The organism is Variovorax glacialis, from assembly GCF_051216375.1.
Classification (GTDB): domain Bacteria; phylum Pseudomonadota; class Gammaproteobacteria; order Burkholderiales; family Burkholderiaceae_C; genus Variovorax.
The window spans coordinates 1-15,663 of sequence record NZ_JBPJZT010000038.1 but is presented as its reverse complement, the minus strand read 5'-3'; the positions used below and the strand labels follow the sequence as shown (position 1 = coordinate 15,663).

The 15,663-nt window shown below is 62.8% G+C and carries 18 protein-coding genes; 10 read left to right on the top strand and 8 right to left on the bottom strand.

Features of this window, described 5'->3' with window-relative positions; translation table 11 throughout:
* Nucleotides 1-879: 879 nt before the first annotated feature.
* Nucleotides 880-1,440, top strand: a complete 561-nt coding sequence (locus ACSFBL_RS35085) for an SET domain-containing protein (protein WP_435520420.1) — start codon at nucleotides 880-882, stop codon at nucleotides 1,438-1,440.
* On the opposite strand, the gene ACSFBL_RS35080 is transcribed toward ACSFBL_RS35085, so the two are convergent.
* On the bottom strand, nucleotides 1,333-1,701 hold the full coding sequence (locus tag ACSFBL_RS35080) for a hypothetical protein (RefSeq protein ID WP_435520421.1): 369 nt from the start codon (nucleotides 1,699-1,701) through the stop codon (nucleotides 1,333-1,335). The two genes, ACSFBL_RS35085 and ACSFBL_RS35080, sit on opposite strands and share 108 nt — an antisense overlap.
* Nucleotides 1,702-1,981: 280 nt before the next feature.
* Here ACSFBL_RS35080 and ACSFBL_RS35075 point away from each other — a divergent pair, with 280 nt between their 5' ends.
* Nucleotides 1,982-2,200 carry a hypothetical protein gene (locus tag ACSFBL_RS35075; RefSeq protein WP_435520419.1) on the top strand — a complete coding sequence of 73 codons (219 nt, stop codon included), beginning with the start codon at nucleotides 1,982-1,984 and terminating at the stop codon, nucleotides 2,198-2,200.
* 289 nt (nucleotides 2,201-2,489) lie between these two features.
* Here ACSFBL_RS35075 and vapC read toward each other — a convergent pair whose 3' ends face one another.
* Both vapC and vapB read right to left on the bottom strand, forming a co-directional pair.
* On the bottom strand, nucleotides 2,490-2,900 hold the full coding sequence (gene vapC / locus ACSFBL_RS35070) for a type II toxin-antitoxin system tRNA(fMet)-specific endonuclease VapC (protein WP_435520418.1): 411 nt from the start codon (nucleotides 2,898-2,900) through the stop codon (nucleotides 2,490-2,492).
* On the bottom strand, nucleotides 2,900-3,133 hold the full coding sequence (gene vapB / locus ACSFBL_RS35065) for a type II toxin-antitoxin system VapB family antitoxin (protein ID WP_435520417.1): 234 nt from the start codon (nucleotides 3,131-3,133) through the stop codon (nucleotides 2,900-2,902). The genes vapC and vapB overlap by 1 nt, the downstream gene beginning before the upstream one ends.
* Before the next feature lie 694 nt (nucleotides 3,134-3,827).
* On the opposite strand from vapB, the gene ACSFBL_RS35060 reads away from it, so the two are divergent.
* The 7 genes from ACSFBL_RS35060 to ACSFBL_RS35030 all read left to right on the top strand — a co-directional run bounded on the left by ACSFBL_RS35060 (nucleotide 3,828) and on the right by ACSFBL_RS35030 (nucleotide 11,411).
* Nucleotides 3,828-4,304: a toll/interleukin-1 receptor domain-containing protein gene (locus ACSFBL_RS35060; protein ID WP_435520416.1), complete on the top strand. Its 477-nt coding sequence runs from the start codon at nucleotides 3,828-3,830 to the stop codon at nucleotides 4,302-4,304.
* Between the two features lie 106 nt (nucleotides 4,305-4,410).
* Nucleotides 4,411-5,904, top strand: a complete 1,494-nt coding sequence (gene istA / locus ACSFBL_RS35055; protein WP_435520415.1) for an IS21 family transposase — start codon at nucleotides 4,411-4,413, stop codon at nucleotides 5,902-5,904.
* The gene (locus tag ACSFBL_RS35050) at nucleotides 5,901-6,170 is read left to right on the top strand and encodes a hypothetical protein (RefSeq protein ID WP_435520414.1); all 270 of its coding nucleotides are present in this window, start codon (nucleotides 5,901-5,903) and stop codon (nucleotides 6,168-6,170) included. Before istA ends, ACSFBL_RS35050 begins: the two co-directional genes overlap by 4 nt.
* A 114-nt stretch (nucleotides 6,171-6,284) precedes the next feature.
* A complete protein-coding gene (gene istB / locus ACSFBL_RS35045; RefSeq protein ID WP_435520413.1) occupies nucleotides 6,285-7,145 on the top strand; it encodes an IS21-like element helper ATPase IstB in 861 nt (286 codons plus the stop codon).
* 237 nt (nucleotides 7,146-7,382) lie between these two features.
* Nucleotides 7,383-9,368 carry a WD40 repeat domain-containing protein gene (locus ACSFBL_RS35040; protein WP_435520412.1) on the top strand — a complete coding sequence of 662 codons (1,986 nt, stop codon included), beginning with the start codon at nucleotides 7,383-7,385 and terminating at the stop codon, nucleotides 9,366-9,368.
* A 327-nt stretch (nucleotides 9,369-9,695) separates the two neighbouring features.
* Nucleotides 9,696-10,727, top strand: a complete 1,032-nt coding sequence (locus ACSFBL_RS35035; protein WP_435520411.1) for a tyrosine-type recombinase/integrase — start codon at nucleotides 9,696-9,698, stop codon at nucleotides 10,725-10,727.
* Nucleotides 10,728-10,895: 168 nt separating this feature from the next.
* Nucleotides 10,896-11,411 (top strand): H-NS family nucleoid-associated regulatory protein, encoded by a 516-nt coding sequence (locus ACSFBL_RS35030; RefSeq protein WP_435520410.1) that lies wholly within the window; start codon nucleotides 10,896-10,898, stop codon nucleotides 11,409-11,411.
* Nucleotides 11,412-11,483: 72 nt separating this feature from the next.
* On the opposite strand, the gene ACSFBL_RS35025 is transcribed toward ACSFBL_RS35030, so the two are convergent.
* The 3 genes from ACSFBL_RS35025 to ACSFBL_RS35015 all read right to left on the bottom strand — a co-directional run bounded on the left by ACSFBL_RS35025 (nucleotide 11,484) and on the right by ACSFBL_RS35015 (nucleotide 14,055).
* Nucleotides 11,484-11,882 carry a hypothetical protein gene (locus tag ACSFBL_RS35025; RefSeq protein ID WP_435520409.1) on the bottom strand — a complete coding sequence of 133 codons (399 nt, stop codon included), beginning with the start codon at nucleotides 11,880-11,882 and terminating at the stop codon, nucleotides 11,484-11,486.
* Between the two features lie 653 nt (nucleotides 11,883-12,535).
* Entirely contained in the window at nucleotides 12,536-13,060 is a 525-nt protein-coding gene (locus ACSFBL_RS35020) for a single-stranded DNA-binding protein (protein WP_435520408.1), read from the bottom strand.
* Nucleotides 13,061-13,116: 56 nt separating this feature from the next.
* Nucleotides 13,117-14,055: an ATPase, T2SS/T4P/T4SS family gene (locus ACSFBL_RS35015; protein WP_435520407.1), complete on the bottom strand. Its 939-nt coding sequence runs from the start codon at nucleotides 14,053-14,055 to the stop codon at nucleotides 13,117-13,119.
* Nucleotides 14,056-14,233: 178 nt separating this feature from the next.
* On the opposite strand from ACSFBL_RS35015, the gene ACSFBL_RS35010 reads away from it, so the two are divergent.
* On the top strand, nucleotides 14,234-14,704 hold the full coding sequence (locus tag ACSFBL_RS35010; RefSeq protein WP_435520406.1) for a VOC family protein: 471 nt from the start codon (nucleotides 14,234-14,236) through the stop codon (nucleotides 14,702-14,704).
* A 73-nt stretch (nucleotides 14,705-14,777) separates the two neighbouring features.
* Here ACSFBL_RS35010 and ACSFBL_RS35005 read toward each other — a convergent pair whose 3' ends face one another.
* Complete coding sequence (locus ACSFBL_RS35005) at nucleotides 14,778-15,023, bottom strand: hypothetical protein (RefSeq protein ID WP_435520405.1); 246 nt, start codon at nucleotides 15,021-15,023, stop codon at nucleotides 14,778-14,780.
* A 74-nt stretch (nucleotides 15,024-15,097) separates the two neighbouring features.
* On the bottom strand, nucleotides 15,098-15,343 hold the full coding sequence (locus tag ACSFBL_RS35000; protein WP_435520404.1) for a hypothetical protein: 246 nt from the start codon (nucleotides 15,341-15,343) through the stop codon (nucleotides 15,098-15,100).
* Between the last annotated feature and the right edge of the window lie 320 nt (nucleotides 15,344-15,663).

The window sequence follows — 15,663 nt, the reverse complement described above, 5'->3', positions numbered from 1 at the left end:
TGGACCAGTTCGACCATCTGTCGGCGGAACTCCGCCGGGTACGGAGGCTTCGGTGTAGGCATATCGGACTCCTTCATCCATAAGGATCGGGTGTCCGCGAAATCGGGTCAACTTCAGGCTGACTCTAGTTAAGTCAGTAAGTCAGCAAAAAGGCTATCCAGCTTTTCTTCGCCCCGTCGCAGGCCACATGGCGCCACGACATTTGGTCTGCGCCCTTCTTCAACAACTGAGCGAGCGAGCTCCGCCAGTGGAACGTCGAGGCCTTGTCGACACAATGGTGGCAGCTCCTTTCAATATTCGCTATGTCGCATGACATTGACAAAAGGCGACGGCCCCGTTGCGCTTCATGCCGCGCTGACCTTCAAGGAGTCGACAGCTGGTTTGCCTTCGAGTTTGCCATGAGCTACCACCACAGAAAAACCGCGGGTTTAGCGCCGTCATGCGCTGCCCGATGGCCTGCGGAAGATCGGCGCCCCCATCACGCGATCCCCGTCCGACAGCGCGCAGCAGGCGCAGGCACCACATTTCGCCCAGGCTCCGGTACGCCTCTCGCGTAGGCAGTGCAGACTCTTGCGGGCAAACGCAGCACCTTCCATGGAACCGAGCCCGCGGGGCAACTAGCCGGGTCAGTTCGTTTGTGCTTCTCAGCGCGAGAGACCTGCATGCGACTGCACGCCACTTGCGGAATGACTATGTTCGCCGCGAACTGCCCTTGATGGCGATGATGCGTCCGCGCAGCGGTCAGGCGCAATGGCCTGAATTTCCACCACAGAGTAGTCTTACGGCGACCCGTGTCAGCGCTCTGCCTGCTGGTCCCATCTCGGGTCGATTCAGCAATTTCGTTCGGAGACATTGGCGTGGGGCTTGCTTGGCACGAAGATGCCCTCGATCCGCTGCGCTCATCCTGATTCCTCCTTCAATGATCTGATTGCCGTGCGCGACAGCGCCGTGCATGGCCAGGGCGTCTTCGCTCGCGTCGACATCATGTCAGGCACCTGTATCGGGACTTACGAGGGGCAGCGTTACAACGTTGAGGAAGCCAAACTGGAAAACTGGACCAGCGGCCTCACGTACCTCTTCGGCTTGTCTGACGGAACAATGATCGACGGCGCGAAGGGCGGCAATGCGACACGCCACCTGAACCATGCATGCGCGCCGAACTGCGAGGCCCGCGAGGAGTTCTCCGCAGATGGATCGATCGTGCTGCGCGTCTTCGCGACCCGCGCGGTGGGACAAGGGGCTGAGCTATTTCTCGACTATGCATTGGTTATCGATCCGTCCGAAAGTCCGTCTCTCTATCCATGCCGGTGCGGAAACTTGACGTGCCGAGGGTCAATGGCTGCGGTTGTAGCCGATCGCTCGTCTTTCGCTGGCAAGCGGCGACGCCTTCAGAACTCCAAACGACAAGCAGGACCCGGGGACGTCAGTCCGCGCGGCTAGGGTTTCCAAAAGGTGTTTGCTGCTGCACTGGAAGTTCTTTGACTTCGGACCGGCTTCCTGTGGGCGGTAAAGCTGGTCGGCGAACATCTCCTTGACCCGCGCCCAGCTCGAAAAAAGCGTGTAACGATGCACAACCTCAAAGCGCTTTGAAGCATCGCCGCGGTCGCCTTGGCCTCGGACGACGCCAGACTTTAAGACAATCGGCGCGATGCGTGCCCGCCGATCGAAATCGAATCCGACCGCCTCGGCAAAAGCGGCCATGGGCATTTCTTTGGCGCATCACGTCGACGCCACTGGCGGCCTGTTTTCTGCTCATCGCACGCCACCTTCCACGTCTGAGGTTTCGAGAAGTGCTGCTGAGCAGCCGACCCGCCGGACGCTCTCTGACGCGGATGCACTGCGGTTGCTCCTCTGATCGACATCGCCCCCGGGCCCAGATGAGCAGCGCCGCCGCGTCCGAGGACAAAGGATGCGGCGTTTGTCCTACGGATTGGGGGGAGTGGCGCGTGGAACTTCCATTTTCACTAACCGAGGAATCTCGATGACCAATCCCTGGCCGACGAGCAACCCGTTCATGAGCGTGTGGCTCAGCACCGCCAATCAGATGATGAGCACGGCTCATGGCATGGCGGCTAGCATGATGCAACGCCAGGCCTCTGCGATGCAGGCCGAATTTGAGAAGCAGGTCATCGACTTTTGGACCGGCGGATGGTTGCAGCAGATGCATAACTCGCTGACGAAGCCGCCAAGCCGGCAATGAAGAGACCCCGCCGCGATGCAGTGGCGCGGGGGCCCGACCGGACTTCCGCCGAACATCGCGACTCCGGAGCCCGGCCGAGGATGACCGCCGCCTTCTATCTTCCCTTCAAAGCCTGATCGCGCCTCGAGGCATCATCACCTGAAGGCTGTGCTCGTAGCCTGCCGTCAGCGCATTAAAGTATCCCGCAGCACCTCGCTGCTGCGCACTTGGAGCGCCCTGCCCTCAGCGCATCCGGCCGACTGTGTTCCGCGAAATCAGGCGCAGCCATTCGGCACGATCAGGCTGGGCCTCACTGGCCCGCGTGGACCCAGTTCTCCACTTCAAGTGCAGGCACCCGCTCGAATTCCGCCATGTTGTTCGTCACGAGCACCAAGCCTTCGCTGCGTGCGTGGCCTGCAATGTGCAGGTCATTCACCCCGATGGGCTGGCCGAGCTTTTCCAGAGCGGCACGAATGGCCCCATAGTGCTGGGCGGCCCTGGTGCCGTAGGGAAGAACGACCAGGCGACTGCAAAAGTCCTCGATGACGGAAAGGTTCTCGCCGACGCGACTGCTTTTCTCCGCGCCGTGCATGAGTTCGGCTAGGGTGATGGAGGAGATTGCCATGCGGCTGGCGTTCGCGTTGAATGTAGCCAGCACCTCGACGGGGCGCCGCTTCAACACGTAGATGACGATGTTGGTGTCAAGAAGGTAGCGCAGCATCAAAGCGCTTCCCGCTCCGGCTGGTGCTGATTGGCGCGCTCGGGCAGGAAGTCCTCGCTGACACGGGGGCCGTCCAGAAAAAAGCTGTCCCAGGTTTGGCCGAGGGGCGCGAGGATGCGCTCGTTGCCCCTGACACGTACTTCTACCTTGTGGATGCCCTCGGGCAGACGCACGTCCAAAGGGAGGCGGACGGCTTGGGTGCGGTTGTTGACGAACACAGTTCCGATGGACATGCCTATCTCCTCATGACGGATGTATATGGCAATTGTATATCGCACTGCGCGCGTGTCAATCAGCGCCTTCCAACGGGTGCTGACCACGGCTCACGACGCGACGCACCCACCTGGCTGTTCACGAGTCGCCGACGTCGAAGCGGCCCAGCACCGCGTCATCGAGTTCCTGAGCGCGCATGCCTCCTGACAGTCGCTGGATCTGCGCCCCAGGCTACCGCGAACATGCGACAGCGACTGGAGCACGAGGCTGCCATTCGCAGCCCGGAAGAAAGAAAGCGTACGCGAGGCGCAACGCCCTGCTCCCCATGCGGCACCATGTGGTCGCTTAGATCGAAGTGCTCGCAGGGCGTCCCGGGCACGTCTGCACCTCTACGCCGCTGACCCGGAGAGCAGCAACTCAACGATCGGCAGATCGCGGGACAACGGCCAGATCTCCATATTTCCTCGGTCACTGCGCCTTCCAGGGCGCACGATCGGTTCCTGCGCCGGCTTCAATGGCCGTCCCATGCGCCGCAGGTCAGACGAAACATGCAGTCAAGGGAGGTGGAAAGACTCTCGCCCACACCAGAATGATGAGGCGCATTGGACATCAACCGGCTACTCTGGAGGTCCTCCGCGCTTCAACAAGTGTCTGCGCGCGACCTTCCTGGACGCATCCTGGTGGATTTGCGTCGCGCTGTCCCCGGGGAACCACTTGGCTGCTCGTTTTTCCGCGTTCATCAGTTACTCCCACAAGGATGAAAAGCTTGCGCAGTGGTTGCATCGCAAGCTGGAGGCTTACCGGATCCCGCGGAACGTTGCTACCACAGTGGGTGTTCGAGGACTCCTTGGGCGACGGTTGGGGAAGGTGTTCCGCGATCGTGAGGAGTTTGCGGCCGGCGGCGAACTGAAAAGGGAGATCGAGGCGGCCCTCGATCGCTCCGACTCTCTGATCGTGCTGTGTTCACGCGATGCGGCCGCGAGCATCTACGTGGCGGCGGAAATCGAATACTTCCTCGGGCTCAAGCAAGAGCGGCCGATCATTCCTGTCATTCTTGACGCCGATCCGCCGGCGTGTTTTCCGGCGCCCCTGCTGGCTGGGCCAGATCGCCTCGGCGCCGATCTGCGCAAGGACAAGGATGGGCGCGACGCGGGACTGACCAAGATCCTTGCAGTGGTTGGCGACAATTAGCTTGGCCGGTCGACGACAACTATCTTGGCCGGTTTGTACCGGTGCCGGGCCGGTCCGGGAGGCGGGTTTAACGTGAGCCGATCGTCATTCATCGAAGGTTCGCGTTTTGCCCGGCAAAAAGATCACGGACCACCAAGTGCAGAAGTACAAGCAACACCACCTGAGGCTCAGTCAGGTCGCCTCAGCCGCCAAGGCCGGCATCAGTGAACGTAGCGCGCGGCGCATCGAACAGCGGGAGGCGTTGCCCTCTCAGCGCGAGGAGCGGGCATGGCGCACCCGCGCAGATCCGCTGGCTCCGGTGTGGGACAGCGAGGTCGTCCCGTTGCTGGAGACCGACGGCGCACTCAACGCGGTGACGCTGCTGGAGGAGCTGCAGCGCCGCTATCCCGGTGACTACGGCACATCGATGCTTCGCACACTGCAGCGCCGCGTACGCCAGTGGCGCGCCGTGCATGGGCCCGAGCGCGAAGTCTTCTTCGCGCAGGAACATCCCCCCGGGCGTCTCGGGCTGTCGGACTTCACCGTCTGGGACGAACTCGAGGTGGTCATCGCTGGCGTCGCCTTCCCGCATCGGATCTACCAGTTCGCGCTCGCCCACTCGGGCTGGCGCCACGCCGTCGTATTCGAGGGTGGCGAGAGCTTCATCGCGCTGTCCACCGGGCTGCAATCGGCGCTGTGGCGCCTGGGCGGCGTACCCGAGGAACACAGAACTGACAGCCTGTCGGCCGCCTTCAACAACCTGGCCGAGGAGCTCGAACTCACGCGCCGCTACGCCACGCTGTGCAAGCATTACGAGATGCGCGCGAGTCGCTGCAATCCGGGTCAGTCGCAGGAGAATGGCTCGATCGAATCGCGTCACGATTCGCTCAAGACGGCGCTCGACCAGGCACTGCGCCTGCGCGGCTCGCGCTGCTTCGACGAGCGTGCGGCGTACGAGGCGTTGGTAGCGACGATCGTCGCGCGGCTCAACGCCCGCGTGGCAGTCCGCCTGGTGGTCGAGCGCGCCACGTTGCGCGCACTGCCGCAGCGGCGCACCGCCGAGTACGAGGAGGTGCCTGCACGGGTGAGCAAATACGCGATCTTCACCGTACGCGGCGCGCAGTACAGCGCGCCGAGCCAACTCGTCGGCCAGCGCATGACGGTGCGCCTGTACACCGACCACATCGAGTGCTGGCTCGGTGGCACGTGCGTGCTCGAGCGTGCGCGCTTGAACCACTGCGACGGGCAGCGCCATCCGCGCGACATCGACTACCGGCACCTGATCGCAGCGCTCAGGCGCAAGCCCGGCGCCTTCGCGCGTTCGGTGCTGCGCGATGCGATGTTCCCGCGTGCGGTCTATCGCCAGACCTGGGAGCGGCTGAACGCGCAGCTGAGTGAACGCGACGCCTGCAAGACCATTGTCGGATTGCTCGCGTTGGCCGCCGACGGCCATGAGGCCCAACTGGCCACCGAACTGGAGCAGCTCATCGAGCTCGATCAATTGCCCGACCTGCTGGCGCTGACCACGCTGCTTGCGCCGCGCCCCGGCGTGCTGCCGGACGTGAAGGTGGAATTGCCCGATCTGGCGGGCTTCGATGCCTTGCTGGGAGTGCGAGCATGAGCGCGGCCCTGGAAGGCCGTCTGGGCCTCATCCTGACCGATCTGAGGCTGCCCACGGTCAAGCGGCTTGCCCTCGATCTGTGTGCCCAGTCCGATCGTGAGGGCTGGCCTGGCAATCGACTGCTGGAGGCGCTGTTCGAGCACGAGATCAACGAGTGCGTATTTCGGGAGAGCGTGACCGGTGTTTTCGGCATCGTGACCGATGATTTCGGGAACGTGACCGGCGATTCCGGTGTCGTGACCGAAGAGGTTTCGAGCCAGATCTGACCGGTTTCACGGTCTCACGGTCGGTGCTGACGTTGCGTATGAACCAACCGCTGGGCATAGCCTTGCGCCCTTTGAGGGCCGGGCCTGATGCCACAGCAACGCATGGACATACGCATGATCAAGGACATACTCAGACTCAAGTACCAGGGCAACCTTTCGCACGAGCGCATTGCCCAGAGTCTCTCGATCTCCAAGGGGGCCGTTGCCAAGTACCTCAGCCTGGCAGGTGGCGCCGGGCTCGATTGGGCATCGACGGCCGAGCTCGACGAAGCATCGCTTGAACGCCGACTGCTGGGCGGCGGTGCGGCACTCACCATCGCCGAAATACGCAACGAGCGCGAAGTGCGCCGCATCGAGCGACACCGCAACGAGTCGGGGCTGACCCCGGACAAGCAGCTGTCGAACTTCGACTTCGCCGCTGTGCCTAGCGTGTCCAAGGCCCAGGTGATGGCGCTGGCCGCAGGGACTGAGTGGCTCGATCGCGGCGCCAGCGTGCTTTTGTTCGGCCCGCCTGGCGTGGGCAAGAGCCACTTGATCAGTGGCCTCGGGCACGCTCTGATCGATGCCGGACGAAGGGTCCTGTTCGTGCGCTGTTCCGAGCTCGTGCAACGCCTGCAAACGGCGCGACGCGACCTGCGCCTAGCCCAAGAGTTGGCCAAGCTTGATCGCTTCGATCTGCTGGTGTTGGACGACATCAGCTATGTGCGCCGCGACCAGGCCGAGACCAGCGTGCTGTTCGAGCTGATCGCCGAGCGCTACGAGCGAAAGAGCATCGCCATCACGGCGAACACGCCGTTCTCGCAATGGGGCGAAGTGTTCGTCGACGCCGCCATGACGGTGGCCGCGGTCGACCGCCTGGTCCACCACTCGACGATCCTCGAGATGAACGTCGAAAGTTACCGACGTCGGGCCGCTCAGGCAGCACAGGCGCCGGCAAAACGCGCCCTGGCGGCGACAACTATCGAAAGCGTTTGAACAAACCTCGCCCGCCGTGGACAAGCCACCTGCCCACAGGCCAAGCCTGTGGACAGCCCCTGCGGGGTCCGTGACTTGACCACAGCTCCCCGAATGAGCCTCCGGCCTGACGCGCTTCGCTTGCCAAACAGCCATTAAAAAAGGAACTCGAGAAGAGACAGCCAAAGACACTCAGACCATCAATAAATTCCCCCGCCTCCACCGGCCAGGATAGTTGTCGCCGGGCGGACAAGGTAGTTGACGCCGGCCATTGCAGGTCTCCTCGGCATCGGACAGGATGACCTCCTTCGTCGCGAGCGGCGTCGACAGCGTCGCATCTTGCTGGGGATCACCGCGATGGCGCTCTTCTTTGCTGGCGTCGCCGCCGTCGCCGTGTTTCAGACGTTGGAAGCCAATGCCCAGCGTCGCACGGCCGAGGCCAATGCAGAGCGTGCCGAGCAGGCGCTCGGTCGTCTTTTCGTGCAGCGGGCCTCGGACCCTACGGCGACCCCTGGCGCCCGCGCTCGCTACGCGCTGGCGGGCCTGCAGCTGTTCCCGAGGGAAGCGCAAGCACTGCGTGTGGGCCTTGGAGCGGTCCTGGAGGATCAAGGGCGGTTGCTGCGCACGTTCACCAGTTCCGGGGCCCCCGCACAATTCCTGGAGGATGGGCACGGCCTGATCTTGCGTGGCCGTGACAAGCAACTTGCCGAGTGGGACCTGGAGACTGGCCAGCGCACCAGGATCGTGGTCGATTCGATCGGCGAAGTGCGGGACATGGCTGTGAGCGCTGAGGGTTCGCTCCTGGGGCTCGCCGAGGGCGATGGCATGGTGCGCGTCATGGACCGCGCCATGGGGCGTGAGATCTGGCACGGTCGTGTGGGCGTGGGGCAGATCTGGTCAATCACGTTGGTCGCCGGCGAGATGGGGACAGCCGAGATTCGCAATGCGCGAACTGGTGACCTTGCCTTCACGCTGCGGCCCGATCGCATGGCTCTCTACAAGATTGCGTTTTCGGCCGACAGTCAGTTCGTCGCGACGGCATCCCATACCGGCGAAGCGCAGGTATGGCGCGTGCAGGACGGCGCACTGACCTTCCGCCTGGCCGGCCATCGCGATCGCCTGAGGGCAGCCGTCTTTCTCGGTAGTGGAATGCGATTGGCTACCGCGTCGATGGATAACACCATCCGAATATGGGCTGCTGACAGCGGAACACTGCTCCGCACGCTCGATGGGCATGCCAATTGGGTCGACACGCTGGCGACAGATCGGACTGGTGAGACCCTCGTCTCCGGATCATCTGATGGCACTGCAAGGATCTGGAACGCGCAAACGGGCGTACCCATGGCAACCTTGCCAAGATTCGATGGCCCTGTGTACGGGGTTGCGATCAGCCCCGACGGAACGCGTGTGGCTGCAGCCTCGGCGGATGGCACGGCCTTGCTGGCAGATGCTAAGACAGGATCGATACTGTCCCGGCTTCGGGCACACGAAGGAGGACCTGTCTACTCCGTTGCCTTCTCGGCTGATGGAAAGCAGCTCTACACGCAAGGCGCCGTGGAGGCCCTCAGGGTGTGGAACGCGCATGACGAATTGGCTGGGGCGGCTGCCAGCGAGCCAGGACCGCTTGAGCGCAGAACGGTCCAGAGCAAGGTGGACCGGGGGCAGGTCTTTGTCGACGATGCCGGAAAGGTCCAGATCATCGACGTTGCGACCAAGCGCGTTGTGCGCACGCTCGAGGGCCATCTCAGCAAGGTCAACCATGTGGCCGTTTCGAGCGATGGCGACATGGTCGCGACGGCGTCGTTGGACAACACCGCAAGAATCTTGCGTCGCGACGGACGTGCCGTTTCCATTCTCCGCGGTCACGTCTTTCCATTGGAGTTGATCGCGCTTTCTCGGGATGATCGCCTGGCAGTCACGGCCTCACGCGATGAGACTGTTCGTCTGTGGGATGTGCAGTCGGGCCGCGAGTTGCTGAAATGGCCGGCGGTGCGATGGATGGATTCGCTGGGTTTCTCCGTCAACGGCGACACCGTGCTGGGATCTGGCGAGGGTCGTTCATTTGCCTGGGATATCTCCCGCCTCGCGTGGCCAGCGGCGCAATCCGTAATGTTCGCCTGCGAGCAACTGCTTGCGCCATCGCAGCATCAATTCACAGTCGAGGAGCGAGAAAACGACGTGCTGGTACGTGATGTCTGGCTGCCACGTCGGCGGGGCCAGTCCGCGGCGGTCTGCCCGCCTTGAGAGCGGGACGCCCCTGCGAACGACAACAAGCGACATGGAGGGCATGCAGCCAGTCCATTGGGAACCCGACCCATCATCTTCGCGACTGGGCCAACGCCAGACCGCCCAAGGGATACCCTTCCTAAATGCGTCGTTTATGGGGCCTTTCGACCTCGAGAGCTGATCTCCGACGCCGCAGCAATCGTCCCCTGATGATCCTCCGCGAGCTATCAATGTACTAACGGCTAACCAAAACCCAGCCCACGCGAAAAATCAGCCGCTCCTGCCCTAAAACAAGTACAACAAAACCGCTCCCAAGGATCAGCTGGTCCGTTAGTATATTTATTAATGCCTTCCACCATCTCGCTCTTTGACGAAGTCCCAGCCCACCAGCATCTGCGCGACGCCTTCGAGCAGTGGCTTGCCGACCAGCGCGCGAGCGGAGCGCTGCGGCAGCCTGGATCGATCGACGTCTATCGCGAGATGTGGCGCGGCTTCATGGGCTGGTGCCTGGCCCAGTCGCCGGCGGTCACGCTGGCGTCGCTCGACACGCGGGACCTCCAGGCCTTCCAGTCCGCGCGTTTCGGCATGAAGAGCGCGGACCTCTCAGTCAGCCCGCGGCACGCCCTTCGACTGCTTCGCCTGATCGATCGGGTGTTGCGACACCATGCAGCGCAGTCCGACGAGCCGCCGAATACGGCGGCTTCGGACTGGCTTGCCGAGAATCCGCATGTGCGCTATGCGGAGGCTGCCAGCAGCGACCCGTTGCCTGAATTTCTCTCGGTTGCGGAGGCCAAGCACCTCATCGCGTTCCTGTCCAATGCGCGCCCTCGTCCCGGCGCCAGTGGCGCCCGTCGCGATGCCCATGCGGCGTTCACGTGGCAGGAGCTTCGCAATCGCGTCGCCGTCGCGCTGCATCTGGGCGGTGGCCTGACGCCTGCAGAGGTGCGCGTGCTCACGCTGGATTCGCCGATTGCGCGTGGCGGGCGCGTGCGGGACCGGCCCTGGAAGATTTCGATCCCCGCAAGCGGGGACTCCCCGGCGCGCGAGACGCCGATCGCGCCCTGGGCCGGCGAGCTCGTGCAGCACTGGCTCCAGGTGCGCTCGGAGAGAGGGATCCCGGGCGCGATGCTTTTTCCCTCGACCGCGACCGGCAAGCCCTGGAGCAAGCAGTCCCACTACTCGGCAACCAGACAACTGCTCGCGGAGGCAGGTCTCGATGGCAACGAGGGCGGGACCTTCAAGCTGCGCCACACCTTCGCGATGCGGCAATTGCGACGGGGAACGGCGCCTGAGGAAGTGGCACGCTGGCTGGGCGTCGAGGTGGCCGTGATGGAGCGTTACAAGCACGTCGTGAGCACGCCGATGGATGTCGTCTGAGGGCATGCAACCTTGAATACAGTCAGCCTCGATTTGCGTCACCGGAAACAGCGACAGCGCTTTCCTTTACACACGCGGGAACTTGCCCATATTTAACATCCACAAAGGGAGTGGCAGAATCGCCCCAGGGAGTCGTCAGTACTCTCGTTCTTAACTACTAAGCAAGCAATGGCACAAACCTACAAGCAGATCCAGAAGCAGATCGAGCAACTCCAACGCCAGGCCGATGCGTTGCGTGACAGCGAGATCAACGGCGTCGTTGACCGGATCAAGGTCGCGATCGCGCACTACGGATTGACCGCCGCGCACCTGGGTCTAGGCACTGCGCCGAGCAAGAGCGTTGGGAAGAAGACTGGGAAGTCCTCAACCAAGTTCAGTGATGGTGCCGGCAATGCATGGTCAGGCCGCGGACCGCGCCCGCGTTGGCTGCGTGACGCCCTCGCTGCGGGACGCTCGATCGATGAGTTCAGGGCGTCGTCGGGCAGCGGGACAAAGCTCGCCGCTGCAATTGACAAGGTGGACGCAAGCACCGCCAAGTCGCCCGCGAAGAAGACCAAGCGCGCACCTTCCAAGGTTCACTACAGCGACGGCGCCGGCAATTCGTGGACGGGCCGCGGTCCCATGCCGCGGTGGCTGAAGGCTGGTATCGACAGCGGCAAGGCGCTGCAAGATTTCCTCAGCTAGCCTGTATCGCACCCTAGCGCCAAGCCCGTAGCCAGCGTGCAACGGGCCCCGAGATTCGCACACGGTCCGGTCCTATTCGCTTTCAGTTCGCCGCGAGCGCTTCCAGGCGCGGCGATAGATGTAAAGCATGGCGGCCAAACCCAGTATCGACAACAGCGTCGCCGCCAAATCCAGGGCGTCCAGGTGCTCGGCCGGACAGTCGATCGCTTGGTGGGTGTTCAATCGTTCGGCCAGCCGGTAGGTCTGGGCGGGGGTCGAGAAGATGGCGATGCAGTGACCGCAGAAGTCGTCGGTCTCTGCATTGATCGAGCCGGCCCAGACGTCGTAGACGCTGGTGATATCCCCGGGCTCGAACTGCCAAATCACCTTGTAGATCGTCGGCGGGTCACGTCTGCGCATCAACGACGGGCGACCCAAACTGGTTCCAGACCGTGGAACGTTGTCCAGGTTGGATTGGCGCGTGAGCTTCATCAACTCAAACGAAGACTGGACGATGCGACGGCGTGACCGTGATCGACAACGACAGCGGGACCGCGCGGCTCATCTTGACCTCGTCGGTGCGTGAACCGTCGCTTGCACTGGCTGCTGAGGCGCCCTGGTTGGGGCAGACCGACTCCCTTGCGGATTCCGCTGCGACGGCGAAGCAGTCGCCGAGGCGCTCGCCTTGCCAAGACTGTAAGGCGTTGACGTTCTCGACGCCGGCATCGCAGCCGCCTGATCCGATGGGGCGAACGGCCGCATCGATTCCACCTTTCGCACCGTGCGCGGCTCGGAAAGCGAGACGCCATCGATGGCGGGAGGACGACGACGGAGTTCGCTCGCTACTTCCTGCACCGCCAATGGCTGTTGCCACCCTCTTCCATCACTTGCGTCGACATAGACGAGGCGATCCGTCCCGTCGATCAGCGAAACACGCACCGTGACGTCGGGCCGCACCGAGCGGATCGTTATGGGCATCGCGACGGAAGGGAACGCGAGCCTCCGGCTTGTCGGGGCCCACGTTCGCCTCTGCACCCTTCGAGCGCTTGACGGCTCTCGCACCGCGCTCGTCCATGACACCCCGCGGACTATTTGGACCCTGACCGGTCCTCGTGTCCGCCCGGTGCTTTGACCCGGGCGTCAACTCAGGCGCTGACGCTTTGGGCGGCGGGTTCACGAGATCGTTCCTTTTCGGGGTCGTCTCCGACCAGTTTGGTACGCACGACATTCAGCATTCCAGCGAGATCCGCCAGCGTCACGTCGTTTCGCAGGCCTACGGCAAGGTCATTCAGCAGAGTCTCGATCGAGGCCATGCCTTTGGCCGCTGCAACCAGAGGGTCCGTCTTCGGGGCCCTGCGAAGCATCTTCATCTCGTCGATCCGTATCTCGAGGCCGCGCTGCTCAATCCCATCCTTGTCGGTCCAATGCGTCGTGCGCTGGCGCCCCTCGACATAGACCTCGCTGCCCTTCGTAAGGAACTCCCGGGCGATTTCCGCCAGGCGGTCGTAGCAGATCAGCTGGTGCCACTCCGTGTGCTCCACCAATTCACCGGAACCGCGATCGGTCCAGTACTCATTGGTTGCGAGGCTGAAGGTCGCATAGCTGCCCTTGCCGCTCTGCCCACCTTCGGGATCCCGGCCAAGGCGGCCGATCAGTTGAACTCGATTCATGACGTTCTCCTTGAGTACGAGGGAGAAACCCTCATGGATGCGCTGATTCCATCCCCTCACCGCACGACCGACAGCGCATACATCGGGTCGTAGTAGATCGCCGGCACATTCCGGCCGCACTCTCTCTCGAAAACCAGCTGAACAACCACATGAACCAGCGTGTGAAGGAGCCGCATGATCTCGTCGAGCGCCAGGCTGCGACCCTCGTCCGATGCCTTGATCAACAGAGCGATCCGGATGAAAGCTTCCTGCGAAGAATTCGCGTGGACGGTGGTGATACCGCCAGGGTGACCCGAGTTGAGAACGTTCTGGACGTAATAAAAGGTCTCGTCGCCGCGCAGTTCGGCCAGCAGCACACGGTTTGGCGTCTTTCGCATCACCGCCTGCAGCACCTGCTTCGCCGTCGCGCCCACGACGCGTTCGCCGGCGTGGCCAGAGTGACTATCGCGCCGATAAAAAAGCGCCTGCGAGTTCGGATGACTCGCCAGCGGCATCTCCGGCGTGTCCTCCACCGTAATCAGCCGCTCCCAGTGCGGGATCAATTCGATCAACGCGCGAATGAACGAGGTCTTGCCGCTGCCCGTCGCACCGGAAACGATCATGTTCTGATGTTCTCCCACAGCCCGTGCGAGAAACGCCGGCCATTCCCCGCCCTGCGCCAATTCCCACAGCTCGACCTGCGCGGGCTCGAGCTGGCCGAGAAGCCTGCGACGCTCGTCGTCGGTCAAGGCTGTCGAGTACACGTGCCGTGTTCGCTCGAAGTACGCTTGCTCCACGAACTGGTCGAGCTCGAACGACTGGCTCGTGTGCTTGCGCAGATTGAGATAGATCATCCCGCGCGGCGCGGTTGGCGGCATCGTCATCTCGATGCGCTCGCCGCCGGGCAGGTAGGCCGAGAGGATCGGGTCTGCTTCGTCGAACGGCTTTTGCGAGATGTCCGCCAGGAAGTTGCCCAGGGCGAACAGCCGGACAGGCCCGTTGCGGGCCTTCAGCATCAAGGGAAGCTGAAATTCGTCGCACTGACTGAGCGGCCAACAGCGGCTATCGATCGCGAGGAACCGGAAGGCCGCTTCCTGGCCTGCCCTGAGCTATTCCCCCAACGGCGTTGACTTGTCCGCGCTGCTGCTCTCATAGTCGATGGACAACTTGGACGCTGAAAGAAGGAGAACCTGCATGAGTGACGCTTACCGCACCAAGGGGCTTTCAAGCGCAGTGTCCTATCAGGATCCGAAGGCCGCTTACCGCTGGCTCGAAACCGCGTTCGGATTTGAACCGCTGTTCGTGATTCTCGACGGCGATGGCAATCTCGCCCATTCCGAAATGACGTACGGCAATTCCGTCGTCATGATCGGTCGCGAGTGGAGCGATGATCATAGGAGTCCGCGCGCCATCGGTGGAAAGAACACCCAGTCCATCCATGTGCAGCTCGCCCAAGGAGAGGACGTCGACGCGCACTGCGCGCATGCACGTGGGGCCGGCGCGACTATCTTGCAGGAGCCGGAAACTCAGTTCTATGGCGATCGGACCTATCGTGCGAAAGATCCGGAGGGCCACATCTGGACTTTCGGCGTTACCGTCCAGAAGTTGACGCCTGAGCAATGGGACAAGGCGAGCGGACTGACGACACGGACGCGGCTCGATTGAACGCTTCGGTCGACGCGCTACCAGCCGATGCCGATCGACGGTGTACCTGTCCGAGTCTCTTGACGATCGGTCATCAGGCGTTGAGGTTCCATTTCGCCTGCACGGAGGCCAATGCCCGCGATACGGCCGCCCGATAGGCAGAGGCGTTCCCGAAACTGCGCATCGTCCAGTTGCATCCGTCCACCTCGGCACCCGGTGGCTGCGACCTGGGGTGCGGGACGTGGACATGCTCACCATCATCGATGACTTCTGCGTCGAGATGGATGAGGCGCCAGACCTCCGCTTGAATCTCATCAGCCGTCTTCAGCTGTCTCTTCATGGTGTTTTCCCGTGCGTCAACGCGGTGAACGAGCGGTTGCCAAGTTGAAGGAGGTCTTGCGCGCTGCGCGCGCGCTAAGACGGCAGCGCGCGCAGCATCGCGTGCAACGCCGGCTTGGCGGAGAAATAGAACCAGCGCGCAGCGTCGTTGCCGGCTTGGAGACCAGACTGCATCCAGGCGAGGTCGTGAGGGTTGGCGGTGGCCCCGGCCTGGACCAGCGATTTGGCTTCCGCAGGCGTCAAGTGCCCGACCCATTGGCTCATCTGGTAGCGCTTGACCTTGCGAAGCGTGGCATGAATGTCGGGGGTCGGCGGCGTCATGGACGCATTTTGCGCCCGTGGATCAAGGCCTGGCGGATCTTCGAGCGGACACCGGTCATGAGCACCAGATCTGAGCCGCGAAGACGGCATAGCGCTGGCAAGGGCGACGAAGTCACAGTGCTGGCCGTGCGCAGCGAGCGTGGGGCGGGGTACGAGTTGGGCTCAAACGCCCCGAGCAATTGATCCCTTGCTGCCAGCTCTTCTGGATGGCGTCAAGCAGCATGGCCGGTTAAACGACATTCATCTTGGCCGGTTGGGCGGGGGTGAATGTCGTTTTTTATGGGGTTAGGGTTGTGGCTCCTTGAACTGGTTGTCGTTGT